The sequence below is a fragment of the Natrarchaeobaculum sulfurireducens genome, assembly GCF_003430825.1.
GTDB lineage: Archaea > Halobacteriota > Halobacteria > Halobacteriales > Natrialbaceae > Natrarchaeobaculum > Natrarchaeobaculum sulfurireducens.
In genome coordinates this window covers 2445849-2468894 of record NZ_CP024047.1, presented here as the reverse complement: position 1 = coordinate 2468894, position 23046 = coordinate 2445849, and the positions used below count along the sequence as shown (strand labels likewise).

Sequence of the window (23046 nt, the reverse complement as noted above, 5' to 3'; positions counted from 1 at the left end):
GAGTGTCAGTGTCGACTCCCTCGAAAAACGCAGGTCGACGGCGATCCTCGAGCGATCGCGGTTCCCGATCGTTACAGCGTCGCGAAGATGAGCCACGGAAGGGCGAACATCGCGAGCGTGAGGACGACGAGGATAAGCCCGTATCCGACGACCGTTCCCACCGCAGCCTTCCAGGCCGGATGTGTGAACTCGTTGAGATCGACTGCCATACACGTACCGTCCGGTGAGAGACGCATAAACGTACCGGAGCGAGACGGGTCGACGGCTGTCGGTTGCCGAACTCGCCCCCTCGAGTACGGCGAGAAGCGCCATTTTCGGACCGCTTTTACCAGTCGACTGGCTAGGACCCGCCAATGACGAAGATCGTCGTGGTGGATAACCACGGGCAGTTCACTCATCTGGAGCAACGAGCACTACGCGACCTGGGCGTGGAGACGGAACTCGTCGACAACGAGACGCCACCGGAAGACGTCGACGCCGACGGGATCGTTCTCTCCGGCGGGCCGGATATGGACCGCATCGGCCAGTCTCCGGCATACCTCGAGGACGGCCGTCCCGTACTCGGGATCTGTCTCGGCATGCAACTGATCGCTGACGAACTCGGCGGTCGCGTCGGCGGCGGCGACTACGGCGGGTACGCCGACGTTACCGTCGAGGTCCTCGACGAAGACGATCTCCTGACCGGGTCGCTGTATCCCGAAACGCGCGTCTGGGCGAGCCACGCCGACGAGGTCAAAGACGTTCCGGAGGGCTTTACGATCACGGCACGGAGCGACGTCTGTAACGTCGAAGCGATGAGCGACCCCGACCGTGACCTCTATGGAGTTCAGTGGCATCCCGAAGTCGCCCACACCGAAGCCGGTGAGGAGATCTTCGAGAACTTCCTCGAGATCTGTGACGGTCAGTAGCGATCGGTAGTCAAAGCGAAAGCGTCAGACCGACGCGGAGACCAGACAGGTTGCTGTGTCGTCACATCTGTGCCGACTCACTGGCGTGATGGGACTGATGTACAGCGGTCCGTCTCAGGAGGGGTGCTGGTGTTTGAGCTTTTCTGCGACCATTCCGGGGACCGGCGTCCCACACTCTTTGCACTTCCAGGCTGCGACGATTCCGCCGCGTTCTTTCTCGAGGTCCTGCTTGTACTGTAACACCGCCCCGCAGGTGCAGGTGTGGGTCGCACGAGCCATGGATGCGTTATCGTCTCGAGGGGCGATAAACTCCCTGTCGAATCCACACGACGGCCGGAGCGTACTGTGAGTACCTCCGCTGACGAGCAACGGAACACGACCACGTTCGAGCCGGGTTAGCGCTCCTCGAGCAGTCCAAGGTCGATGCCGATCAGATCGGCGAGGTGATCGGCGACGTCGGGGTCGACCTGGGCGACGTCCTCGCCGTCGTGGAGCTGGTCGTTGTGACGCTCGATCGAGTCGGCGACGTCGTCGAGGGGGATTCGGGAGGTCGTCTCGCACTCGGGACAGACGATTGGGACGCGTGGATCGTCGTCGGACTCGGCGGACATGATCGGTGAAGTCTCTCGTGGCGACCGTCAAAACGTGATTGATTCGGGCGTCGAACCGTGGCCCGTCGGCTCTCCGTCAGACGGGCGTCATCTCGGCCAGCACGCTTATGATCACACCGTCGAAGGAAATCGACTGACGGGGAGTCGACAGTCTATCGCATCTGGTCCGTCGCAGTTCCCCGTCGCGACCGACGCTCCATGGGTGGTGGCTACACCTGTAGTCACCCTGTAGCCACCTTTTCGAACCCCTCCTCGTCGAAACGGCCGTGAGCGCCGTCTACGGAGTTACCTCGCGACGCCATCCGAATACGACTACGGCTGCGACTGCGGCCAGTGCTACGAGTGACCCGAAGCCGGGGATCGGCTCCTCGTCGGTGTCCGCCGCAGCGTCGGGCTCACTCGAGTTCGACTGTTCGTCCGTGCCGTCGTCCGGTGTCGCTGTATCGCTATCGTCACCCGTCGAATCGTCGCCGCTGGTCGAATCGTCGTCCACCGATGTTGTGTCCTCGAGGGCCGCCCCGTCACGGTCGAGTTGCAAGACGACGACGGCCTGTCCGTGGGATCCGTCCGTGTAGTAGGTCCAGCCGCCAGTCTCTTCGTACGGCTGGGCGTCACCGATCGGGTCGACGTCGGAGTCCCACGTGTCGTTCGGTTGCTCGACGACGCCGACGAGTTCGACGTCGTCCGCGTGGTCGCCGTCGATCGTCGGCTCGCCATACCTGACCGTTTCGTCCTCGGGCAAGCCGTGCCACTCGAGACAGTGGGAGTCGAGGTAGCCGTCGCCCTGTGGGAGCCCAGCGGTCGTTCCGAACTGGTCAGCGTCGAGCGGGCGGTCGTAATGCGTGGTCAGCGGGTACTCGACGACGAACGGGTCGGCGTCGTCGTGCCACTCGAGTTCGTCGCCGGTATCGACTGTGACGGTAGTGTTCGGGATCGATTCACCAACGACGGGGTCACCGGCTTCGTTGAGCAGGGCCGTACAGATCTTGCCGGAGCCGTCACCCAGGTACGGCGACCGGTAGTCATCGCGCGGATTGATGTAGCTGATCCAGCGTCCATCGCTCGCTTCGGCCTCGAAGAACGGGTCACCCTCCTCCGGGACCGGCTCGCTGTACGGCTCCTCGGAGACGCCGACCTCGTCGGTCGTGGTCGACGACTGGACCGGCGACGTCGTCTCGGTCGAACTCGCGGCGTCGGCTTCGCCCACGAACAGTCCACCGACGAGGACGCCGACCGTGATGACGCCGATGATGGCGACCAGGGTCGTCAGCACGATGAGTGCTCGGCGCGAGTGTGCCGGCGACATCATTCGGCAGCCACCTCGGGCTGTGGCGTACGGATCGATTCGGTCCACACCTCGAACCGCAGTCGGCTGAGCGACAGTTGATCAGTCGGAATCAATGACTGTCGTCGTTCGATGACTGTCATTGGCTGAGATATCGGACTCGAGGGCGTAGCTATGCGCCGCCTACCCGGCCGTAGGTGGCAGTTACTCATCGTCAGGGATGGACGCTCGCCGACTGTTGGCGCTTGCTTTGCCACCCCGAACCGATTTCGTGCTCGAGGGTGTATCGACCTCATGCCTATCCGATCGGCAGCTGACGGCCCAGCGTCGTCCGACACCGGTAATTCAGAGTCACAGAGCGGACGCGGGCGCTTCCGGCTGCTCGTGCTCCTCGCGCTCGGTGTCGGCGCTCTCGTGTACGTCCTCTCGAAGTACGTGGACCTGCCGGGGGTCGTCCCATCGACCGAGGACGTTCGTGAGCGGGCACCCACGGCCGAAGCGGTACGCGAACAGACGTCCGAGGCCGTCCCCGACGACTTTCAGGAGATTCCGGTCGGGGGTCGGGGAGATGACGAGTCCTCGGCTACTGCGTTCGACGACTCGACAAGTCCGGAGGACGTCACGGAGGGCGTGGACGATGCAGAGACGGCCGTCGACATGACCGACGAGGAACGCTCGGCGGAAGAAATCGCTGAACGGGCCGACGAAGAGGTTCCGGAGCCGGGTGAGATGGCTGTCGACGACGCGGTAGCGGACGAACTCCTCGGCGACGAGGACGACGAACTCGAGGGCGACGAGTCGTAGTCAGGTCGATCGGCTCTGTCGATTGCACTCCCGCTGTACGTCGTCGCCCCGGTCCAGCACGAGCGTGGCGCTTATGCATCGGTCGTCCCTACCCTGGCTCGATGACTGACGGGGACGTCGCCGCCTTTACACACCTCGGCCCGACGGTTCGCGGGGCGTTGTCCGAACGTGGCTTCTCGACGCCGACGGCGCCACAGCGGCTCGCGATTCCGCCGCTTGCCGACGGCCAGAACACGCTCGTGATCGCGCCGACGGGCAGCGGCAAGACCGAGACGGCGATGTTGCCCGTCTTCGATCACCTCGTCGACGAGCCGCCGGAGGGCTTCGGCGCGCTCTACGTCACCCCGCTGCGAGCGCTCAACCGTGACATGCGCGAGCGCCTCGAGTGGTGGGGTGACTATCTGGACCTCGAGGTCGACGTTCGTCACGGCGATACGACGCAATATCAGCGGGGCAAGCAGGCCGAGAATCCGCCGGACGTACTGATCACGACGCCGGAGACGCTGCAGGCGATGCTGACGGGCGAGAAACTCCGAAAAGCACTGGCGGACGTCTCCCACGTCGTGATCGACGAAGTCCACGAACTCGCCGCCTCGAAACGCGGGGCACAGCTGTCGGTCGGCCTCGAGCGGCTGTACGACCTCGCGGGCGACTTCCAGCGGATCGGGCTCTCGGCGACGGTCGGCGATCCCGAGGAGGTCGGCCAGTTTCTGACCGGCGGCCGCGCCTGTGCGATCCGTCAGATCGACGTCGGGAGTAACATCGACGTGAGGGTTCGTAAGCCGGAGGTGACCGACGAGGACGAGACGCTCGCGGGCAAACTGATGACTGACGCCTCGGTGGCGAGTCACGTCCGGCTGATTCGTGACCTCGTCACCGCCCACGAGTCGACGCTGATCTTCGTCAATACGCGACAGACGGCGGAGGCGCTGGGCTCGCGGTTCAACGAACTCGAGTTGCCGATCGGCGTCCACCACGGGTCGCTCTCGAAGGAGGCCCGGATCGACGTCGAGGACCGGTTCAAAACCGGCGACCTCGACGGTCTGCTCTGTACCTCCTCGATGGAACTCGGGATCGACGTTGGCCGCGTCGACCACGTGATCCAGTACAAGAGCCCCCGGCAGGCCACCCGACTACTCCAGCGAATCGGGCGTGCGGGCCACCGTCGGGATGCGGTCTCGAGCGGGACCATCGTCACGACCCGTCCAGACGATACCTTCGAGGCGCTGGCGATCGCTCGACGCGCTCGAGCGGGCGAAGTCGAGCCAGCGGCCATCCACGAAGGCAGCCTCGACGTAGTGGCGAACCAGATTCCGGCGATCGTACAGAGCCGCGGCGCGACACACGTTCGCGAGGCCTACGAGACCGTCTCGCGAGCCTATCCGTTCAGAGCGCTTCGCGAGGAGACGTTCCGCGAGGTGGTCTCGGAACTCCATCGCAACCGAATCGTCTGGTTCGACGAGAATGCCGACCGTCTCGAGACGACCGGCGGCACCTGGCAGTACGTCTACGCGAACCTCTCGATGATCCCCGACGAGGAGACCTACGAGGTCCACGACATCGCCTCGGGGGGGCAGATCGGGACGCTCGACGAGCGGTTCGTCGTCAACTTCGCCCGGCCGGGGGAGGTCTTCGTCCAGCGCGGAGAGATGTGGCGTATCGCCGAAATCGACGACGAGGAATCCCGTGTCAAGGTCACCCCGATCGAGGACCCGGCCGGCGAAGTGCCCTCCTGGATCGGCCAGGAGATTCCCGTCCCCGCAGCAGTCGCGGGCGAGGTCGGCGAGATTCGCGCCGTCGCTGAACCCCAACTCGAAGCCGGAGCCGACGCCCCCGCCGTAGGTCGGGAACTCGCCGGACGCTATCCCGCAGGCGACTACACCCTCACGGAGGCCTGTGAGCAACTCGAGCGCCAGGTCGAGGCCGAGTCGCCGATGCCGACGGCCGACCGGCTCGTCCTCGAGCGACAGGGTCGGACCGTCGTGGTGAACGCCTGTTACGGCCACGAGACCAACGAGACCCTGGGACGTATCCTCTCGGCTCTGCTCGGCCAGCGTGCAGGCACCTCCGTGGGACTCGAGGTCGACCCGTACCGGATCGAACTCGAGGTGCCGAGTTCGATCGCCACGAGCGACGTCCTCGAGGTGCTCGAGAGCACCGATCCCGACCACGTCGAGGCGATCGTCGAACTCGGGTTGAAGAACTCCGACGCCCTCGCCTTCCGGCTCGCGCAGGTGTCGGCGAAGTTCGGCGCGCTCAAACGCTGGCAGGGCTCCGGTCGCATGTCGAACGAGCGGCTGCTGGCGGCACTCGAGGAGACGCCGATGTACGCAGAGGCGGTCCGTGAGGTGTTCCACGAGGATCTGGACGTCGAACGCGCAAGCGCAGTGCTCGCCGAGATTCAGTCGGGTGCGCTCGAGCTGGTGACGACTCGCGGTCGGACGCCGGTCGGGCAAGGTGGGCGCTCTGCGGGGAAAGAACTGCTCGCCCCGGAGAATGCCGACGCAAGCGTCATCCAGACGGTGAAAGAGCGTATCCAGAACGATCGCGTGATCCTCCTGTGTACCCACTGCAAGGAGTGGAAAGTCAGGACGAAGGTCAAACGCGTTCCGAACCAGCCCGAGTGTCCCGACTGTGGTTCGACCCGAATCGCCTCGCTGAACCCCTGGGCCGACGAGGTCGCCGACGCCGTCCGTGCCGCGGAGAAAGACGACGAACAGGAAACGATGACCGAACGCGCCTACCGCGCGGCGAGTCTCGTCCAGAGCCACGGCAAACAGGCGGTGATCGCAATGGCCGCCAGGGGCGTCGGGCCGCACAACGCCGCCCGGATAATCAACAAGCTTCGTGAGGACGAAGCCGAGTTCTACCGCGACATCCTCACCCAAGAACGCGAGTACGCACGAACGCAGTCGTTCTGGGACTGACCGCCCGTCTCGTTCGTGCGTACCGGGTCACACGCGAAGGAAGTCAACCGTCTCGAGACGCGACGTCGAGGCCGTTCGGTCCGAGTGTCCGGTGTCGTCGTGGCCGATGTGGTCTCTCGGGCGGATAGATCGCTGCCGATACCGTCCATCTTCCATCCGTGTCCCGACATATGACCGGCCGTCGACCGATGAACTCGCCGAATCGGCCGTAAGGCATTATTAGAAATCGAATACCACTATACCGTATGTCGTCGTACACCGTGCTTCTCGTCGAAGACAGCGAATTTATTACCGAACACGTCAGTGAGACGTTAGCGACGGAACACGGGTTCGACGTAAAAACCGTCGGCTCGGCGGCTGAAACCCGAGCCATGCTCGAAGAGGAGATAATCGACTGCGTCATCTCGAGCTACGAACTGCCGGACGAAACCGGGATCGAACTCGCTTCCTCGATCAACGACGACGCGGGCTCGATGCCGATTCCGTTCGTCCTTTTCACCGCTAACCCGCTCGAGCCGCTCTCTGAGAAGGCTCTCGAGGCGGGCGTCTCCGCGTTTGTCAGGAAGAATACGCAGGCGTCAGGACAGATGAACGTCTTCGCGAACCGGGTCCGACTGGCGATCGAAGCGGCTCGGTGAACGTCCCCTGACGGGAACGGCCCGCTCTGATGAATATGGTGGGTTGGCCGCTGGCTATAAGGAGGTGAGTTGCCGTGTTGCAGTCGGGATGACCGGCACGCCAGATGGACGAACCACCGAAGCGCCAGCCACGGGGACCACTGCGGACTCGAGCGGTATCGAATCCACGGACGAACACCAGCCATCGTCGGTCGGCCACGCGGCGACGATTCGGCGGGCGGGCGTCACGCAACTGTTCGACGGAACGGGGTTGCCGACGTTCATCCTCGACAGCGAGGGCACCGTTGTCGAGTGGAACGCGGCTATCGTCGACCTCACCGGCGTCGACCGCGAGGAGGCAGTCGGTCACGATCACGTCTCGGAACTGTTCTACCCGGACGGCCGGCGAGCGGATACGCTCGCGGACAAAGTCCTCGAGGAACCCAACCGCGCACACACAGCGTTCGGCGTCGAACTCCGGGACCCAGAACGGAACCGCTACGGCGATACCAGCACGATGATCGACCGCCACGGCGACGAGAAACACATCGATTTCTCCGCGACGCCGCTCTACGACGGCGACGAACTGATCGGCGTCATCGAGGTGGTCGTCGACCGGACCGAAACGATCGAACAGCGGGATGCGACGGTCGACCTCGTCGAAGAAGTCGGCCGAACTGCGACCGAGATCAGCCGGGGCGATCTGACCGCTCGAGCGGCTCGCTCCGACGCGTTCGACGTCCTCGATGGGGAACTCGTCTCGGTCATCGACGCCGTCAACGAGATGGCCGACACCCTGGAGACGCTCACGGGCCGGGTCGACGACCAGGCCACCGAGATCGACGCTGCGACGGCGGAGGCCAACGAGGCAGCGGACGAAATCGCCGCGAACGTCACTGAACAGCGGACGTTGCTCGACGACTCGGTCGACGAGATGCAGTCGTTTGCAGCTGGGATGGAAGAAGTCGCTGCCCAGGCCAATGAGGTCGACTCGGCCGCAACCGACGCGGCGACGGCGGTCGAAGACGGCCTCGAGGCGGGCGAAGACGCACGCGACGCGACCGAAGAGATCGTCGCGATCAGCGACGAACTCGTCGAAAACGTCGAACGGCTCTCCGAGAAGATGGACGAGATCGAAGACGTCGTCGAGATCGTCGCCGACGTCGCCGACGAGACGAACCTGCTCGCGCTGAACGCGAACATCGAAGCCGCTCGAGCAGGCGACAGCGGCGACGGCTTCGCCGTGGTCGCAGATCACGTCAAGACGCTCGCCGACGAGACGCGAGGGCATACGGACGAGATCACCGAGAGCCTCGACGAACTCCAGGTCCAGTCGGCGACGACGATCGAGACGGTCGACCGCTCGTCGGATCGAATCGCAGACGCCGACGCAGAGATCGAGGCCGTCCTCGACTCGCTCGAGTCGATCGACGGCTCGGTCGACGAAGCAGCCCACGGCATCAGCGAGGTCGCACGCGTGATCGACGATCAGGCAGCGACGGTCGAAGAACTCACCTCGACGATGGAGACCGTTCGCAGTCGCGCCATCGAGAGCGAATCGGCGGCCGACCGGATCGTGTCGGCGACGGATCGACAGGACGAGATCGCCGACCTCCTCGTCGATCGCGTCGAAGAACTACAGACGGTCGAGTAATCGGCTGCTCCACTATTTTCGAGCGGCGCTTCTCAGCCGAGGTTCGCAATCAGAATGCCCTCCGGACGGAGGACGACCCCGACGTCACCGCTTGCCCCCTGGAACACTTCCTCGTGGGCCGTGATGTCCTCGACACCTGCACCGACTTTGAACTGATCGACGCTGGGCAACGAGCCGAGCGTCCGTCGTTCGTTTGGTCCCAACTCGAGGTCCTCGAGCAACACGGTGTCGTCCGCCGTCTGACAGCGGATACGGACGAGCGTCTCTCGTGGCAGTTCGTTCTGGACGACCAACGTCCCGCTGCCCAGCCCAATCGCGTGTTTGAGCGTCGTGACGATCGCGTTGATGTCTCCCGCTTTGATCGCCGCGACGAGCGCCGCGGCGGTCATCTTCGCCCGTTCGAGTCGGTGCTCGAGTGCCTCGCGAGTAAAGGTCGACTCGAGCTGGGCCCGCACGGTCGCTGGGTCCGGTGGGAAGTTTTCAGGGTCGTTTCGGTAGACGAGTAAGACGAGCACCGACGCGGCTACACCGAGGACGCCAAGGAGGACCATGAACCACGAGAGCCCGTCGTCCTCGTCAGCGTCCGGCTCTTCGTCGGGCTCTTCGGCGTCGTCGACGTCGTCGTCCGGCTCGAGGTCGTCGTCCGGTTCGGGATCGTCGGGTTCGTCATCCTCGGGCTCCACGTCGGACGGCTCATCATCGCCGTCCGAAACCGACAGTGTTCGCTCGACCTCGTCGTCTTCCGTCATAAATGTATACTCATACGTCCCGGGGCTACTCGGAGCCGTGTCGGTAAACGAAACGGTCGTATGCTCTACTGGCGGAAGCGTGATTCTGTCTATGTGGGCGAGTTCTCCGTCCTCGGTCTCGACCTCGATGTACTGTGTCCCTGCCTCCGCTCCGGTGTTGTTTATGCTTGCAGAGACGGTGAATTCCTCATCCGGCTCGACCGACTCCGGGAGATCGAGATCCTCTATCTCGAAGAACGGGTTGAGCGGTCTCACCCGCACGGTTTTGATATCTTCGTCGTTTTCACTCCGTGCGATGAGGTCGATCTTGTTCGGGTCGTCGTCTTCGGTCCGGAAGCTCAACCGTTCTGTGGTCGACTCACCGGGTGACAGACTGACGGACGTGTTGTCTCTGAGATGTTCGATATTTCGGTCCGGATCACCGCCACCCTGGTCGACGACCAGTCTGACGTCCTGTGTCGCCTCGATATCTCCCGTGTTCTGAACCGCGACGGTCGTCTGGAGCGTTTCCGTCTCGTTCACCGGCGCGTTTGTTTCGACGATCTGTAACTCAAACCCACTACCGAATATCCGTGGAGTAATCCGATCGCGTTCTCCGGGCGTCGAAACGGTAGCCTGGACGTCGGGTGCATCACCTTGCTGGACGTCGTAGGTGAAATCCACCGTCTCGGAGTCCGATCCGGGACCCGATAACGTTACGTTCGTTTCGTCGATGATATTGCCGTCAACGGAGAACTCGATGGGATATGTATGGGTGCCATCGGGCAGGTTGTCATGTTCGATATCGGCTTCGATTTCCAGTTCCTCTCCTTCTTCCGGCGCGTTCCAGGACGTGATATTAGCCTGTACGTCACGCTCGTGTGCATCCGGTGAAATGACCTCGAGCGTTTCCTCGACGGTTCGGTCTCCTGCGCCGCCGAGCGCAGAGAGCTTGACGTCGACGTTCGGCCCATCCCCTTCGACCGTCGAGTAGACGAACGTCCGTTCTTCACTCGATCCGGCATCAAGCGGCTCGATCGATCGGCTGTCCACTGTCGATCCGTCCACTTCGAAGACCAACTGATAGGACTCGTTGAACTCGTCGCGGTCGAGGGCACCGATGCGTTCAACGACAGCCGTGACCTCGAGGTCATCGCCCTCTTCCGGTCGATTGTAGTCTGCGATGTCGACGGCGATCCTGGCTTCCTCGATGGACGCTCGCGTCTTGTTTTGAGCCGCCGGATTCGAGACGCCGGCGTCTCCACTAAGCTCAGTAAGCACCTCTACTTCAGGTGCATCACCGTTTCTCGTTTCGAACGTGATCGTTTCGGTTATCTCCTCACGATTTTCGAGCGTGATGTCCGCCTCGTCCGCCGAGGTTGGCTGTCCGGACTCGTTCACGATATCGACCGAGAGATTCCCGTTAAACTCGTGATAGCCGAGGTACTCGATGTCGACGTCGATATCGACTTCCTCACCCTCGGCCCCCTCGGAAACGGTTGGCTCCGACAGACGCAGTTGTGGGTCACCCTCGAACACTACGGGATCACCGTCTACCTCGAGTTCTTCGGTTTCGTCCTCCTCGAGAACGACTGTACCGTTGTCGCTCATTATCAGCGATGAGTTGACGAACTCGCCGTCAGCAACCCGCAGGTCCGGGTCTTCGTCGCTGAATCGGAACACGTTTCGATCTCCGACAGTCGCCTTGTCGCCGTCGATCGTCTGTACAGTTCCGTTCTCGACGACCAGTTTGGCGCTGGTGTTGTCCTCGAGATGAACGTGTGGATCAGCCGGGCAGTCATCCGCAATTGCCCCGCTTACAACGTGTTCGTCATCGAATCGAACAACGACGGCATCATCGTCCGGGTTACACTCTGTGTCTACTGCTTCCCCAGTGTTAGCAGCAGGAACAGCACCGTTCGCCCCTCCTGAGTCGACCGCTGCCCCGGCGACTCCAGCCGCTGTTGTAAGTGCAAATACACAGAACAGGGTAACGGCGACCAACACGATACCAACTCTCCAGGCTGGCGTTCGGTTGAGACGGCCCGACCACGGCGCAAGCTGCTCGCTTCGCGGGGTTGAACGTCCGCGAACCGCGGCTCGCCACTGACCGACACGCCAACTCAGGGGGATCACCTTACCGTCGGGTTAGCCATCAGTGTTTATTGAATTATCGGCCAAACTACGGCTGGTCAAGCTACAGGTGGGTGGCCCTTTCTCACGTTTTTGGTTCTCGAGCTTGTATTCCGTGCCGAGTGGGACGAACCACGCTTGACCTCCTCCACGCCCTGAAGGACGTGGAATCCGGCCATCGGATTTCCGCCGAGTGTGGCGTTCAAGGTTCCAACCCGCACTCAAGGGGAACCGGCAGCATCTCGGAAGACACAGTCTTCCGACGGTCCGCGAGAGCTTGGCTCTCGCTTGATACCGGAGGAACTCTCGTTTCCTCCCCTGTCTAGGGCTGTGGCCCGGTCAACCAGACCCCATCGGATTCCGTGTCATTGCCGAGTGAACCACCGCTGGTCCACCGCCCCTTGTGGTTCGGGGCCGGCATCTCACCGAATCCGTAGCACTCTATGTTACGTCGGACCACAGCAAAAAGATTGCAAACGAAATCCGGTCCGGCCACTGGTGTGGATGCTGCGTCGGGCCTACCGCTCGATCTGCGCCTGAAGACGCAGGTATGCGCTTGAAAACGCTATCAGATCGCTCTCGAGTCTCTTTCACAGCTCGTCGCTGCGAGCTCGGGATCAAGCATCTGATGGCCATCTCCCTCGAGAGCCCCTGGAACACGACCGCTAGCCGTCAGTTTTGTCTCGCCAGGTGAGCAGAAATTCGCTACTCGAACGGGACCTTTGATCCTTCGCACGTGTGGGATTACGTGCGTTTCAGGACGGAACGGAAGGGATGTTCCGGAGTCGTAGCTTGGATCGGTTCGGCCGACGCTCTTTTGACCTACTGGTGTGACCCTTTCATAAAGATGCGAGACGCTCCCGGGAACCCGACCGATACAGCCGATGACACGAGCCGACGCTGCAGCCACCTCGGGGAAGGCGTCACCGCTGCGAGTAGCGGTTCCGAGCGTTTCACTCGCCGACAGGCTCTCGCTGCCGCCGGCACCCTCTCACTCGGAATGACCGCTGGCTGTCTCGACTCCGTTCCTTTCCTCAATAGTAGTCGCGTCCCGATCGAGCCCGAAGCGCCGGGTGACGATCCGGACGCGAGCCCAGAGGAGTTCTACTATATCCTCGAGGATAACGGCATCATCGTCGATGAGCTGTATCACGACACGGAAAATAACGATCTGCTTCTTTTCTATGAATCCGAGGCAACCGACAGGGAAGCGTCCGACGACGAGATCGGGCTGATCTACATTCTCTTCCGTGACGGACTCGTCGAGAGAGGATCGGATATCAACCATCTGTACACCGAGGTCATCGATGGTTTCGAGACGCAAGTCGAAGGCTGGGGCGTAAACTCAGATTGGGCACGACAGGACCTCGATGGTGAAGTCGACGAGTTAGCGGTCTGGAATCAGATCGTCACAACGATGGTGTACCCGGACGGCGAAGAACGCTTCGACGAGCACGACCAACCGAACGACACCGATACCGAGACGAACGAATCCGATGCAGAGCTAGAGACACATGATGCCGGAAACGCCACCGGTGACGGAACGGACGTCGAGTAACAATGAGGGGTTTCAGCGCCTGCATCGGCCGGGTCGAACGCAAGCGGTTTCACCCAGTCGATCGCAGCGAGAAAGCGAACGTTGAATATTTGGCACTTGGAACTCCCGGCATGGGACCAACAGTCGGTAAAAAAGCTGCTGCTTGGTGGTAGATGTGACACTATTCGAACTCGAGCGAAACGCGGATTTCGACGGACTTCTCACGTATCTCGAGCAGAGCTCGAACCCGAATATTCGCCGTCGGTCAGCCGAAGTGCTCGGGGGACTGGAGTCCCAGGCTACCGACCAAACATACCCCCGCGAGGACGTCGTGGATCAACTGATCACCGTAGCGAAAGACGACGAAGACGAACGGGTACGGGCAGCAGCGATCGATGCACTCGATCAGTACGGACAAGACGCGCTCGAACGGTTTATCGGCGATATCTCCGGAGAGGAGATCGACAACGTTGCAGAGTGGAAGAAGGCACAACTCCTCGCGAAAGGGTTGCGTGCTGACCTGCCGGAGTTGCGGATGGCCGCCGCATCGGGGCTCGGTCGGATCGGAGAGACGAACGTCACCTCCGAACTCGTCAAGGCGATCGACGATCCGGACCCAGAGGTGAGAAAACGGGTCGCTCGTGCCATCGGACGAATCGGTGCGCCGGAGGCCGTTCCAGCACTCGCACCAAAGTTACACGAGGATCAGTACGATGTCCGAATAGAAATCGCATACGCGCTTGCGGACCTCGGTACGACGAACGCGTTGCGTGAACTGATCGATATCGCCGAAGACGACGACGAAGTGCTTCGCCGAATCGCCGTCGATGCGCTTGGTCGGTTAGGAAGCGTCGACGCAGTCGAAGTGCTTGCCGAGGCGTTACAAGACGAATCGGATTCGGTGCGCCGCACGGCGATGTTCTCTCTGGTGCAACTCCTTTCGGAAGCGCCAGCGAGCGCCAGTCATCAGGTTCGTGAGAAGATCGTCGACGAGCTCGCGGAGGCAAACGAACGACAGGCGGTCGAACCACTGACCGAGATCCTCGAGCGGAGTACGGAGACCGCCCAGCGCCGGAACGCGGCGTGGTTGCTGGGCCGAATCGCGGCGGAGGAGTATCAAACACACGCTCAGGATGCGTTGATCGAAACATTGGCCGACGACGACGAGATGACCTCGAAGTTCGCAGCGACGAGTCTTGCGCTGCTCGACGGTGATGGACTCGAGGATCGGTTGTTACAGATCGTCGAAGACGACCACCGCGACGATGGAATGCGCGTGAAAGCACTGTTCGTCCTCGGGAAGATCGGCGGGGATAAGGCACGAAATCGGATCTCGTCGTTCGTCGACCGAACGGAAAGCGATCGGTTACGCAAACGTGGATTCTCTGCGCTGTCAAAACTGGGTGGTGTCAGCAGTTTCAGTGGTGATTTCGGATGAGCAAGTCCGAACAAAAGCTCGCGGACGTCACCGGAAAGTTCACCCAGGTTGTTCGTGACGGGCGAAAACTAAAAGACACCAACTGGTCGAACGGCCGTATCGTCCTGTCGAATAAGCGGATCGTGATCGTCGGCAACGATAGGAAAGAGACGATTCCGCTTGCGAAGATCTCCTCGATCAGGGGTCGGTACGACGTCAACCAGGCAATCGCGACGGTCTCGAATTATATTAGCATCAACTACGGGCCAAACGTCTACCTGATCTCGATGGACGAGGTCAACGAGTTCGAACTGCAGATTCAGAAGGCGATCTTAGACGGCGAAATCCTTCTGATCAAACATCCGGCTGTCAAAGGCGGCGTCGTTCAGGACTCGTCCTGGCAAAAAGCGCGCGTCAACATCAACACCGGGGTCGCCAACTTCGCCGTCGAAAACGGACGGTTCGTCCAGATCGAAGTCGACGACGTCGGTACCGTCGAGACCGACGAACGAACGGTCCGCTCGAAGGATCGGCCGGTCCTCGAGGCCGAACACACCGAGGAGGACTCGAGCGTCCAGACGTACCTCTCGGGCTCGAAACAGAACGTCGCGATCTTGAAATCCGTCCTCGATCGGGGGGCGAAAAAGAACGCCTCGTCGATCGACCTCTCCTCGAAAGAAGAGGAAGTGTTGATGGCGATTTACTCGGGTGTCTCCCCGTTCGAGGTCCCCGAGTTCCTCGACATCGATACCGACGAGGTCGAGTCGATCTACGAACGGCTGATCGAACTCGACGTCCTAGAAGAGGTTCGAGTTCGTCGGGAAGTCGCGTTAAAACCGCGTGGACGCAATATCGCTAGCGAAGCGATGAACCAGAAGTAGTCGTCGGCCGTCTACAGTCCTCGACGACCGCCCGAGGCCGCACGTTCCACTCAATCCTCGATGAGGTAGCTCACGTCACGCTCGAGTTCATAGCCTCTCGGTACGCCGACGTTTTTCAGACAGTCGTCACAGAGCGGTTTCGCGTACGTCCGGTTATTTCGCTTTCCCAATACGTTCGCGTCTTCCAGAGAGATGAGTTCGTCACAGCGGCTACAATTGATCTTATCGCCGTCGATGATATTCATACGAACAGTATGGCGACGAGGAGGAAATAAGTGTCGTGGCCACGGCAACGATGGGAAAAATTCGAGAGAGGGCGGTCAGTCGGCATAGAGACTCGCGATCACGGCCAGGAATCCGAGGGTCGTCACGAAGTAGTTGACCGTCAACAGCGTGCGCGGGTTTTGAAAATCGTTGACAAACGCGCTGATCGTCGTGGCGGTTGCGGCGGCGACGATCAACGTAAACCCGACCGAGAGGTAGACCATCGCACGGCGTCTGGTTTCCGCGTACGCCTGGACGGCCATCCCTGCCATGACGAGGCCCGACGCGATCAGCGTCCCACTGAAGACGATATAGAGGAGCTCGACCGGCTGCATCTCAGTCGTCACCGCCGATACCGCGACTCAGGTCGTCCCAGACGCTGCTCAATGGCTGTGTTGTCGTCTCCCGTTCGATCGATTCGATCTCCATCTCCGTCCCGTCGAATCGAATCACGATTTCGTCGACCGTACGCCGATACACCGTCTGACTCTGGCCGGGTTCGCCGAACTCGCTCGTCTCCTCGTCGTCCTCGAGCAGTCCGAGTTCGTTGAGCGCCTCGACTCGTCGGTAGCTGGTCGTGACGGGGATGTCCAGTTCGTCGCTGAGTTCCTGGGCCGACGCTGGCTCCTCGGCGGTCCGGAGGATATCCGGGCTGTATTTCTTGCCCAGGGTCCCCAGTAACTCCATCGGGTCCATACAAGGTGTCTCGAGCGGACCCACAAAACCGTACTTGCCGATTCGACGCGGCGTCTCGAGCGTTCCCACGTCTGGAAACGGCTGCTCTGAGGGTTCGAAACGGCTGTTCTCGAGGCACCGGCCACAATCTTTATGTAATCCAGATGTTCCGGTTCTGAACCGAACGTCCCGTGTGGTTAGTGATCCATTGTATTCGTCGGGGATGTGCTTGAAACCGGTCGCTCAGCGTCGGCAGATCGTTCCCACTCTTGAAAATTCTGGCTCAGGTTTAAGTCCCGATAGTAGAGAGTGTAGGGTGACGCCCGAGCAAATTGGGTGTTCACCCCTACACAACTATGTTCGCAAACGAAGACGGAGAGCGCGGTCAGGTGGGGATCGGCACACTCATCGTGTTTATCGCGATGGTGCTGGTCGCTGCAATTGCCGCTGGTGTGTTGATCAACACCGCTGGCTTCCTGCAGACGCAGGCTGAAGCTACCGGTGAGGAGAGTACAGAGCAAGTGAGTGATCGATTGCAGATCGTGAGTACGTCAGGTACTGTTGATCAGGCGACAGTTACTGATTTTGAAGAGGCGAGTGATTCAACGACTATTACGTTAGAACCAGATAGCGATGAAGTAGAAGGAGAATATATTTCCGTGACTGCGGCAACCGGCGGAGCTGATGGCTTCGAACAGCGCCAAGTCGTGGAATTTGATACCGGTGATGGAAGTGATGTGGATGTTGAACTCACCGACCTTCCAAGCGAAGATGCATCCGACTCTGATGATCTAATCGTCACTGTCGATGGAGAAAACATCGAAGCCCAAACCGAGACGATTTCGGAATGGGAAGATGAAACTTACACTGACTTCGGTGGCCTGGTGCATGAGGACTCCATTGAGACTACTGACAACTTTGAGGTGGAAATCGACAATGACAACATCGAGGACCAAGATGATATCGAAGAGTTCGAGGACAGCGTTACAGCACGGTTAACTGACTTCGATCGGACTGAAGCATCAAGTATCGAGGCAACGGATGATGATGGGGGATCTATCACATTCGAATTCGATAATGTCGAAGAAACGGATGGTGAGGACCTCGCAATAGAGGTCATTGGAGCTGACGCCGAGGATGAATTTGCTGCAGACATTTTAGAGGAGACTGTTACCAACCAAGAGTTGGATAATGGCGAAAACCTAGTGGATTTTGAACTTGTTGACACCAACAACGTTGTCGACAACGTTCAGTTCGTCGCCGCACTAGCGCCTGGCTCTGATCCAATCGACTTAGAGCAGACGTCGGTCCAGTTCATCGGTCAGCAGGGTGAAGCAACTGAGTCAATCTCTGAAGAGGTGAATATCAACCAGATTCAGGGTGTCGACGAGGGCGACGGTGTCCTGACCGACTCCTCGGACCGTGCCGAGGTTGAGTACGAGTTTGACGGTGAAGTTGAAGACTACATCCGTCTCGACGAGGGTGAATCGCTCTCTGTCGTCTTCACGACGGACTCCGGTGCGACCACCGAAGAAGAACTCCGCGTTCCCACGACCATCGTTGACGACGATCAGTCGGTGAGGCTGTAACCATGTTCGTGGACAACAACGGAGACGACCGAGGCCAGGTCGGAATCGGCACGCTCATCGTGTTCATCGCGATGGTGCTGGTCGCCGCGATCGCCGCGGGGGTCCTGATCAATACGGCAGGCTTCCTGCAAGCTCAGGCGGAAGCGACCGGAGAGGAGAGCACAGAACTCGTCTCCGAACGAATCGATGCGACCAGCACAGTCGGGATCGTCGACAGTGCAGATGACGGCACACTCGACGAGATCAGAGTCGGCGTGACGGCGGCTGCCGGAGCTGATGATATCTCACTGGAGGAAACGGTAGTCCAGGTCGTCGGGCCTGAAGGACAGGCCAACCTGGTCTACGACGAAGACGTCGATGACGAATCCGACGTCGATGACTTGAGCACCGACCAGCCGACGTTCGCCGCGATGGACAACTCCGGTGACTTCATCGAGCCAGATAATGCTGTGCTCGACTCTGACAACGGAGACTTCACGCTGGTCTTCAACCCAGAAACCGATCCGTTCGGTGACGACGACAGCGAGGTCTTCGGTGAAGGAGACGAGGCAGCCCTCGACATCGTGTCGCCTGCCTCCGCGACTACGCAAGTCGAACTCCGTGCACCGGACCTCTTCAACGATGACGGTGAGGCCGTCCGGCTGTGATATCCATGTTTAGCAACGGAACAGAAAACGATCGCGGTCAGGTGGGGATTGGCACACTCATCGTGTTCATTGCGATGGTGCTGGTCGCCGCTATCGCCGCGGGCGTCCTGATAAACACCGCGGGCTTCCTGCAGACGCAGGCCGAAGCCACGGGTGAGGAGAGCACAGAGCAGGTGAGCGATCGCATCCAGATCGTGAGTACGTCAGGATCTGTTCAGGAGGTAATGACCTATCCTGACGAGACTGTCAATCCGGATGGAGAGATAACTGATGTGATTAGCGGATCTGGTGTTGTTGTGACGGGTCCGTTTACTGAGGAGGGTGACATCGATACATTTACCGGTCCTGCTGACAGCGTCGGTGTAGTTGACCGAGCGCTCGTCGATGACGTAGATACGATAACTCTCGATGATGAAGTGACAGCCGATGCAGACATTGGGTTAGAAGAAGGTGATACCATCACGGTCACCGTTCTGGGAGACCAACTCAATGAGCCAAAGACTGACACAGTCGAACTCCAAGACGATGGAGAGGGTGATCTGGTAACTGTAGAGGACTTCGAAATTGAGGTTCCAGATACAGATGCTGGTGAGTATCGGATTACCGCTGACGCTGAAGGAGTTCAGGCAGTGACTCAAGCAGATGATGGTGATGGCGCTGACGGCGCGCTTGATATTACGGAAAGCGCTGATTCAACATCTGATGTAGCCATCGATGATAATTTCCAACTCCTCATGGAGGATCCATCTGAGCTGAAACGTTCAGATATCCGTATTGTGGTCGCAAACACAGAACAGGACGAATTCGATGTCGTCGAAAATGCAGATCTGTTTGACCAAGGATCGCCTGAAAGTGATATCGATGACGCGTTCGAGGACATTGAAGAAGGAGACTACGCTGTCGGAGTAGTCGGTGTTGATGTTGCTTCAGATGATGAATTCACAGAGGGTCAGGAAGCCATCGATCAACTCGACGCAGATACTGACGACATCGCTGATGGTGCCCTAGATCAAGATGTGCAACTAACTCCGGAGCGCGACGATCTGTCTGTCGAAGTCCAAATCGACGGCGATGAGACAGAGACGTTCGAATTCGACCGTGAGTTCGACGAACGAGTCACCGAAGTTCAGTTCCTGACCGCACTGCAGCCTGGTTCGGACCCGATCGACCTCGAGACGACGTCGATCCAGACGATCGGTGAGCAAGGCGAGATCACGGAAACGATCGACAGTGAGGCCACCGGAATCGACATCACGCCGGTCCAGGGTGCCGAAGAAGACGTCCTGATCGACTCGTCCGATCGGGCTGAGGTTGAAATTCTCGTCGCATCGTTCGGAGACCGAGAGTACCGACCGATGGATACGCGTGAGGACATGACCGTACTCTTCACGACGAGTGCGGGTGCGACGACGGAAGTCGAACTCTCCGTGCCAAACAACATCGACAACGACGTATCGGTTGACCTGTAACCATGTTCGTAGACAACAACGACGACGACCGCGGGCAGGTGGGGATCGGCACGCTCATCGTGTTCATCGCGATGGTGCTTGTCGCCGCGATCGCCGCGGGCGTTCTGATCAACACGGCGGGCTTCTTGCAAGCCCAGGCGGAAGCGACCGGAGAAGAGAGCACCGAGCTCGTCTCCGAACGAATCGACGCGACCAGTACGGTCGGGATCGTCGACAGTGCGGATGACGGCGAACTCGAGGAGATCAGAGTCGGCGTGACGGCAGCGGCCGGAGCTGATGACATCTCACTGGAGGAGACGGTAGTCCAGGTTGTCGGGCCTGAAGGACAGGCCAACCTGATCTACGACGAAGATGCCGGTGACGGTGTCGATGACGTCGATGATTTGAGCGACGACCAGGCGACGTTCGCCGCGATGGACAACTCCGGTGACTTTATCGAGCCGGATGACGCTGTGCTTGATTCCGATAACGGCGACTACACGCTGGTGTTCAACCCAGAAACCGATCCGTTCGGTGATGAAGACAACAGCGAGGTCTTCGGTGAAGGAGACGAGGCAGCACTCGACATCGTGTCGCCTGCCTCCGCGACCACGCAGGTCGAACTCCGTGCACCGGATCTCTTCAACGACGACGGAGAGGCTGTCCGGCTCTAACTAAGACACCGCTCCTAATCGATTTCTTTCGTTGACAACGAGATCACGTAGCTTTGACTACATCTGAGCCGTTCAACTGTATAGACTATTTGTGATTTCTGAACGGTGAAACTCATCAGAGTCAACTCCACTTTTTCGCTCTATACCACGGCTGAATTCGGCATTATTCAAAGAAACGTGGCTCTTCTATTCGACGAGCCAATACGACTAAGTGGACTCCAATTGAACTATCGTGTATAGAGGACAGTCGATCGGTGATGACCTGCAATTAAACGGAATTGTGGCCACCACCGAGTTCGTGATCAGGGCGGGGAAACAGAAAAAATAGCCAATGTTTGACAGAAATTCCACTGACAAAAGTTCGGACCGAGGTCAGGTAGGGATCGGTACGCTTATCGTGTTCATCGCGATGGTGCTGGTCGCTGCGATCGCCGCCGGCGTCCTGATCAATACAGCAGGTATGTTACAGGCGCAGGCCATGGCCACCGGCGAAGAGAGTACAGAACTCGTTTCGGAACGTATCGATACAGGAAGTGCAGTAGGCATCGTCGCTGACGACGGCGGTTCAGACTCCGGGGAGCTTGAGGAGATTCGACTCGGTCTCTCAGCAGCAGCGGGTGCTGGTGAGATCAATCTTGACGATACCGTCGTTCAGGCACTCGGACCAGAGGGGCAAGTAAACCTCGTTTACGCTGAGAGTACTTCCGATGCGTTCGATACCAATGACATTGAAGACTTAGAAGAAGATCGGTTCATCGCACAGGATATGGATGGAGAATTCGTCGATCCAGAAGACGTGATCCTCAACGACGACAATGGCCAATTCACACTGGTATTCAATCCTGAGGCTGAGCCGTTCGGAACTACAGACGACGCGTTCGGAGAGGGTGACGAAGCCTCTCTTGACATCGTCTCCCCATCTTCCGCCACCACCTCTGTCGAACTGAACGCTCCAGACCTCTTCCAGCACGACGGTGAAGCCGTTCGCCTGTGAAGAACAGTTCTGGTTTTCCCTTATCCGTTCCTTCTATGTTTCTTCTGAGTCACATCTGTTCCTCCCTGATGAAAGCAAACGAGTACTGACTGGTTGGATGGCCAGAGCGCTTTTACCCGTTTACTCCCTCGAGTCGGACAATGGGGTTCAGTACGAGCGGCGCGGTCGTGGTCATCCTCATCGGGTTCCTGATCGCGATGGGGGCGTTCGTGCCAGCCCTTTTCGATGCCGGGGCGGCGACCAGCGAGGCGTTTTCCTCCCAACAGGCGTCGATGCAAGACCAGGCCAACACTGATATCGACCTCGAGTTTACCGTGACCTACAACGTGACCAGTGAGGAGGTCGTCGACGGCCCCACCGCCACCGTCTCCAACGACGGCACGACGACCCTCGACCTGGAGCGGACCGACCGCCTCGAGAACGGCGAGTACGTCACACTGGATAGAACGGACGACGACGTGGCCATCGTCGACGGCGACAGCGAGCGCACTGACAGCACGCTTTGGAGTCCCGGAACGGTGCTCGAGTTCGAGTACGAACCCGACGAACTCGAGACGGACCTTGAAAAGTTCGATGACGAAGACGACGTCTGGGAGTACGACGAGCAAGAACGGCTCACCCTCGACGGCAGCGACGACGACCGAATCGAGGATCGGCTCAAAATCGTCACCGAACACGGCATCGCCGACGCGTCGACGCTCGAGGTCACGCTCGAGCGGTACGTCGAAGACGACGACGAAGAAGAGAACGGAGGGGACTAGATGGCCAGCGTCTCCTCTGCACACCTGATCTTCTTCATCGCGAGCCTCGTGGTCGCGACGGCCGTCGCTGGTACGATGGTCGTCGAGGTCGGCCAGGTCGGCAGTGCGATCGAAACCCGCAGCTCAGGGGTCACGGACGATATCGAAACCGAAATCGCAATCATCAGTGACGCGAACGAAGGCGATGCAATCGTCAATGAGTCGGGGAGTAACAGCTATGATACCGACCTTACCCTTCTCGTAAAGAACATCGGTGACAGGAGCCTCGAGGCGGAGCCGAGCGAAATCGATGTCTTCGTCGATGGGTCATACATAAGCCACGACCGGTTCTTCGTCGAGCGAGCCGACAACAGCGACGGGTCGTGGGATCCGTCCACGGTCGTCGAAGTCACGATCCCGGTCAACGATATCGGAGATGGCGACATCAGTGTGACGATCATGACGAGAGGCGATGAGGATACGATCAGGTTCTACTACGAGGAATCCGACTAA

Annotated in this window: 22 protein-coding genes and 1 pseudogene; 15 read left to right on the top strand and 8 right to left on the bottom strand. The window is 59.8% G+C overall.

What is annotated here, in order from left to right:
- Window positions 1-71: 71 nt before the first annotated feature.
- Complete coding sequence (locus tag AArc1_RS19110; RefSeq protein ID WP_186336605.1) at window positions 72-209, bottom strand: hypothetical protein; 138 nt, start codon at window positions 207-209, stop codon at window positions 72-74.
- Between the two features lie 144 nt (window positions 210-353).
- On the opposite strand from AArc1_RS19110, the gene AArc1_RS13190 reads away from it, so the two are divergent.
- Entirely contained in the window at window positions 354-908 is a 555-nt protein-coding gene (locus AArc1_RS13190) for a GMP synthase subunit A (RefSeq protein WP_117364814.1), read from the top strand.
- 114 nt (window positions 909-1022) lie between these two features.
- Here the strand turns inward: AArc1_RS13190 and AArc1_RS19105 are convergent, their stop codons facing one another.
- The 3 genes from AArc1_RS19105 to AArc1_RS13180 form a co-directional block, all read right to left on the bottom strand.
- Window positions 1023-1187, bottom strand: coding sequence for a hypothetical protein (locus tag AArc1_RS19105; protein WP_186336604.1), 165 nt, complete (start codon window positions 1185-1187; stop codon window positions 1023-1025).
- A 116-nt stretch (window positions 1188-1303) separates the two neighbouring features.
- Window positions 1304-1519, bottom strand: coding sequence for a hypothetical protein (locus AArc1_RS13185; RefSeq protein ID WP_117364813.1), 216 nt, complete (start codon window positions 1517-1519; stop codon window positions 1304-1306).
- Between the two features lie 277 nt (window positions 1520-1796).
- Entirely contained in the window at window positions 1797-2828 is a 1032-nt protein-coding gene (locus tag AArc1_RS13180) for a PGF-CTERM sorting domain-containing protein (protein ID WP_228442326.1), read from the bottom strand.
- Window positions 2829-3098: 270 nt separating this feature from the next.
- Here AArc1_RS13180 and AArc1_RS13175 point away from each other — a divergent pair, with 270 nt between their 5' ends.
- The 4 genes from AArc1_RS13175 (at window position 3099) to AArc1_RS13160 (ending at window position 8806) form a co-directional block, all read left to right on the top strand.
- Complete coding sequence (locus AArc1_RS13175) at window positions 3099-3608, top strand: hypothetical protein (protein ID WP_117364811.1); 510 nt, start codon at window positions 3099-3101, stop codon at window positions 3606-3608.
- A 101-nt stretch (window positions 3609-3709) separates the two neighbouring features.
- Window positions 3710-6535, top strand: coding sequence for a DEAD/DEAH box helicase (locus AArc1_RS13170; protein ID WP_117364810.1), 2826 nt, complete (start codon window positions 3710-3712; stop codon window positions 6533-6535).
- Window positions 6536-6780: 245 nt separating this feature from the next.
- Complete coding sequence (locus AArc1_RS13165; protein ID WP_117364809.1) at window positions 6781-7173, top strand: response regulator; 393 nt, start codon at window positions 6781-6783, stop codon at window positions 7171-7173.
- 88 nt (window positions 7174-7261) lie between these two features.
- The gene (locus tag AArc1_RS13160; RefSeq protein WP_117364808.1) at window positions 7262-8806 is read left to right on the top strand and encodes a methyl-accepting chemotaxis protein; all 1545 of its coding nucleotides are present in this window, start codon (window positions 7262-7264) and stop codon (window positions 8804-8806) included.
- Window positions 8807-8838: 32 nt separating this feature from the next.
- Here the strand turns inward: AArc1_RS13160 and AArc1_RS13155 are convergent, their stop codons facing one another.
- Window positions 8839-11541, bottom strand: coding sequence for a hypothetical protein (locus AArc1_RS13155; protein WP_117364807.1), 2703 nt, complete (start codon window positions 11539-11541; stop codon window positions 8839-8841).
- Between the two features lie 973 nt (window positions 11542-12514).
- Here AArc1_RS13155 and AArc1_RS13150 point away from each other — a divergent pair.
- The 3 genes from AArc1_RS13150 (at window position 12515) to AArc1_RS13140 (ending at window position 15502) form a co-directional block, all read left to right on the top strand.
- Window positions 12515-13225 (top strand): hypothetical protein, encoded by a 711-nt coding sequence (locus AArc1_RS13150; protein WP_117364806.1) that lies wholly within the window; start codon window positions 12515-12517, stop codon window positions 13223-13225.
- 154 nt (window positions 13226-13379) lie between these two features.
- On the top strand, window positions 13380-14642 hold the full coding sequence (locus AArc1_RS13145) for a HEAT repeat domain-containing protein (protein ID WP_117364805.1): 1263 nt from the start codon (window positions 13380-13382) through the stop codon (window positions 14640-14642).
- The gene (locus tag AArc1_RS13140) at window positions 14639-15502 is read left to right on the top strand and encodes a CheF family chemotaxis protein (protein ID WP_117364804.1); all 864 of its coding nucleotides are present in this window, start codon (window positions 14639-14641) and stop codon (window positions 15500-15502) included. The genes AArc1_RS13145 and AArc1_RS13140 overlap by 4 nt, the downstream gene beginning before the upstream one ends.
- Window positions 15503-15552: 50 nt before the next feature.
- Here the strand turns inward: AArc1_RS13140 and AArc1_RS13135 are convergent, their stop codons facing one another.
- The 3 genes from AArc1_RS13135 to AArc1_RS13125 all read right to left on the bottom strand — a co-directional run bounded on the left by AArc1_RS13135 (window position 15553) and on the right by AArc1_RS13125 (window position 16462).
- Complete coding sequence (locus tag AArc1_RS13135; protein ID WP_117364803.1) at window positions 15553-15747, bottom strand: hypothetical protein; 195 nt, start codon at window positions 15745-15747, stop codon at window positions 15553-15555.
- 75 nt (window positions 15748-15822) lie between these two features.
- Window positions 15823-16101 carry a DUF7521 family protein gene (locus AArc1_RS13130; protein WP_117364802.1) on the bottom strand — a complete coding sequence of 93 codons (279 nt, stop codon included), beginning with the start codon at window positions 16099-16101 and terminating at the stop codon, window positions 15823-15825.
- A gap of 1 nt (window position 16102) precedes the next feature.
- Entirely contained in the window at window positions 16103-16462 is a 360-nt protein-coding gene (locus AArc1_RS13125) for an ArsR/SmtB family transcription factor (protein WP_186336603.1), read from the bottom strand.
- A 335-nt stretch (window positions 16463-16797) separates the two neighbouring features.
- On the opposite strand from AArc1_RS13125, the gene AArc1_RS13120 reads away from it, so the two are divergent.
- From AArc1_RS13120 to AArc1_RS13090, 7 genes and pseudogenes are all read left to right on the top strand, one after another.
- Complete coding sequence (locus AArc1_RS13120) at window positions 16798-18030, top strand: archaellin/type IV pilin N-terminal domain-containing protein (RefSeq protein ID WP_117364801.1); 1233 nt, start codon at window positions 16798-16800, stop codon at window positions 18028-18030.
- A gap of 2 nt (window positions 18031-18032) precedes the next feature.
- Window positions 18033-18677 carry an archaellin/type IV pilin N-terminal domain-containing protein gene (locus AArc1_RS13115; RefSeq protein WP_117364800.1) on the top strand — a complete coding sequence of 215 codons (645 nt, stop codon included), beginning with the start codon at window positions 18033-18035 and terminating at the stop codon, window positions 18675-18677.
- 5 nt (window positions 18678-18682) lie between these two features.
- Window positions 18683-18866, top strand: a pseudogene (locus AArc1_RS19690) (archaellin/type IV pilin N-terminal domain-containing protein); the annotation flags it as partial.
- A 1282-nt stretch (window positions 18867-20148) separates the two neighbouring features.
- Entirely contained in the window at window positions 20149-20799 is a 651-nt protein-coding gene (locus AArc1_RS13105; RefSeq protein WP_117364799.1) for an archaellin/type IV pilin N-terminal domain-containing protein, read from the top strand.
- A gap of 331 nt (window positions 20800-21130) precedes the next feature.
- Window positions 21131-21793: an archaellin/type IV pilin N-terminal domain-containing protein gene (locus AArc1_RS13100; RefSeq protein WP_117364798.1), complete on the top strand. Its 663-nt coding sequence runs from the start codon at window positions 21131-21133 to the stop codon at window positions 21791-21793.
- 140 nt (window positions 21794-21933) lie between these two features.
- Window positions 21934-22554 (top strand): flagellin, encoded by a 621-nt coding sequence (locus AArc1_RS13095; protein WP_117364797.1) that lies wholly within the window; start codon window positions 21934-21936, stop codon window positions 22552-22554.
- On the top strand, window positions 22555-23046 hold the full coding sequence (locus AArc1_RS13090) for a flagellin (protein WP_117364796.1): 492 nt from the start codon (window positions 22555-22557) through the stop codon (window positions 23044-23046). It begins immediately after the preceding gene.

What these genes read in the sequence shown, in the direction of transcription:
- AArc1_RS13180 (WP_228442326.1), bottom strand. Translation starts at nt 2,828, where the DNA reads ATGATGTCGCCGGCACACTCGCGCCGAGCACTCATCGTGCTGACGACC.
- AArc1_RS13090 (WP_117364796.1), top strand. Translation starts at nt 22,555, where the DNA reads ATGGCCAGCGTCTCCTCTGCACACCTGATCTTCTTCATCGCGAGCCTC.
- AArc1_RS13105 (WP_117364799.1), top strand. Translation starts at nt 20,149, where the DNA reads ATGTTCGTAGACAACAACGACGACGACCGCGGGCAGGTGGGGATCGGC.
- AArc1_RS19105 (WP_186336604.1), bottom strand. Translation starts at nt 1,187, where the DNA reads ATGGCTCGTGCGACCCACACCTGCACCTGCGGGGCGGTGTTACAGTAC.
- AArc1_RS13140 (WP_117364804.1), top strand. Translation starts at nt 14,639, where the DNA reads ATGAGCAAGTCCGAACAAAAGCTCGCGGACGTCACCGGAAAGTTCACC.
- AArc1_RS13135 (WP_117364803.1), bottom strand. Translation starts at nt 15,747, where the DNA reads ATGAATATCATCGACGGCGATAAGATCAATTGTAGCCGCTGTGACGAA.
- AArc1_RS13095 (WP_117364797.1), top strand. Translation starts at nt 21,934, where the DNA reads ATGGGGTTCAGTACGAGCGGCGCGGTCGTGGTCATCCTCATCGGGTTC.
- AArc1_RS13115 (WP_117364800.1), top strand. Translation starts at nt 18,033, where the DNA reads ATGTTCGTGGACAACAACGGAGACGACCGAGGCCAGGTCGGAATCGGC.
- AArc1_RS13175 (WP_117364811.1), top strand. Translation starts at nt 3,099, where the DNA reads ATGCCTATCCGATCGGCAGCTGACGGCCCAGCGTCGTCCGACACCGGT.
- AArc1_RS13165 (WP_117364809.1), top strand. Translation starts at nt 6,781, where the DNA reads ATGTCGTCGTACACCGTGCTTCTCGTCGAAGACAGCGAATTTATTACC.
- AArc1_RS13125 (WP_186336603.1), bottom strand. Translation starts at nt 16,462, where the DNA reads ATGGACCCGATGGAGTTACTGGGGACCCTGGGCAAGAAATACAGCCCG.
- AArc1_RS13170 (WP_117364810.1), top strand. Translation starts at nt 3,710, where the DNA reads ATGACTGACGGGGACGTCGCCGCCTTTACACACCTCGGCCCGACGGTT.
- AArc1_RS13190 (WP_117364814.1), top strand. Translation starts at nt 354, where the DNA reads ATGACGAAGATCGTCGTGGTGGATAACCACGGGCAGTTCACTCATCTG.
- AArc1_RS13150 (WP_117364806.1), top strand. Translation starts at nt 12,515, where the DNA reads ATGCGAGACGCTCCCGGGAACCCGACCGATACAGCCGATGACACGAGC.
- AArc1_RS19110 (WP_186336605.1), bottom strand. Translation starts at nt 209, where the DNA reads ATGGCAGTCGATCTCAACGAGTTCACACATCCGGCCTGGAAGGCTGCG.
- AArc1_RS13160 (WP_117364808.1), top strand. Translation starts at nt 7,262, where the DNA reads ATGACCGGCACGCCAGATGGACGAACCACCGAAGCGCCAGCCACGGGG.
- AArc1_RS13100 (WP_117364798.1), top strand. Translation starts at nt 21,131, where the DNA reads ATGTTTGACAGAAATTCCACTGACAAAAGTTCGGACCGAGGTCAGGTA.
- AArc1_RS13185 (WP_117364813.1), bottom strand. Translation starts at nt 1,519, where the DNA reads ATGTCCGCCGAGTCCGACGACGATCCACGCGTCCCAATCGTCTGTCCC.
- AArc1_RS13120 (WP_117364801.1), top strand. Translation starts at nt 16,798, where the DNA reads ATGTTCGCAAACGAAGACGGAGAGCGCGGTCAGGTGGGGATCGGCACA.
- AArc1_RS13130 (WP_117364802.1), bottom strand. Translation starts at nt 16,101, where the DNA reads ATGCAGCCGGTCGAGCTCCTCTATATCGTCTTCAGTGGGACGCTGATC.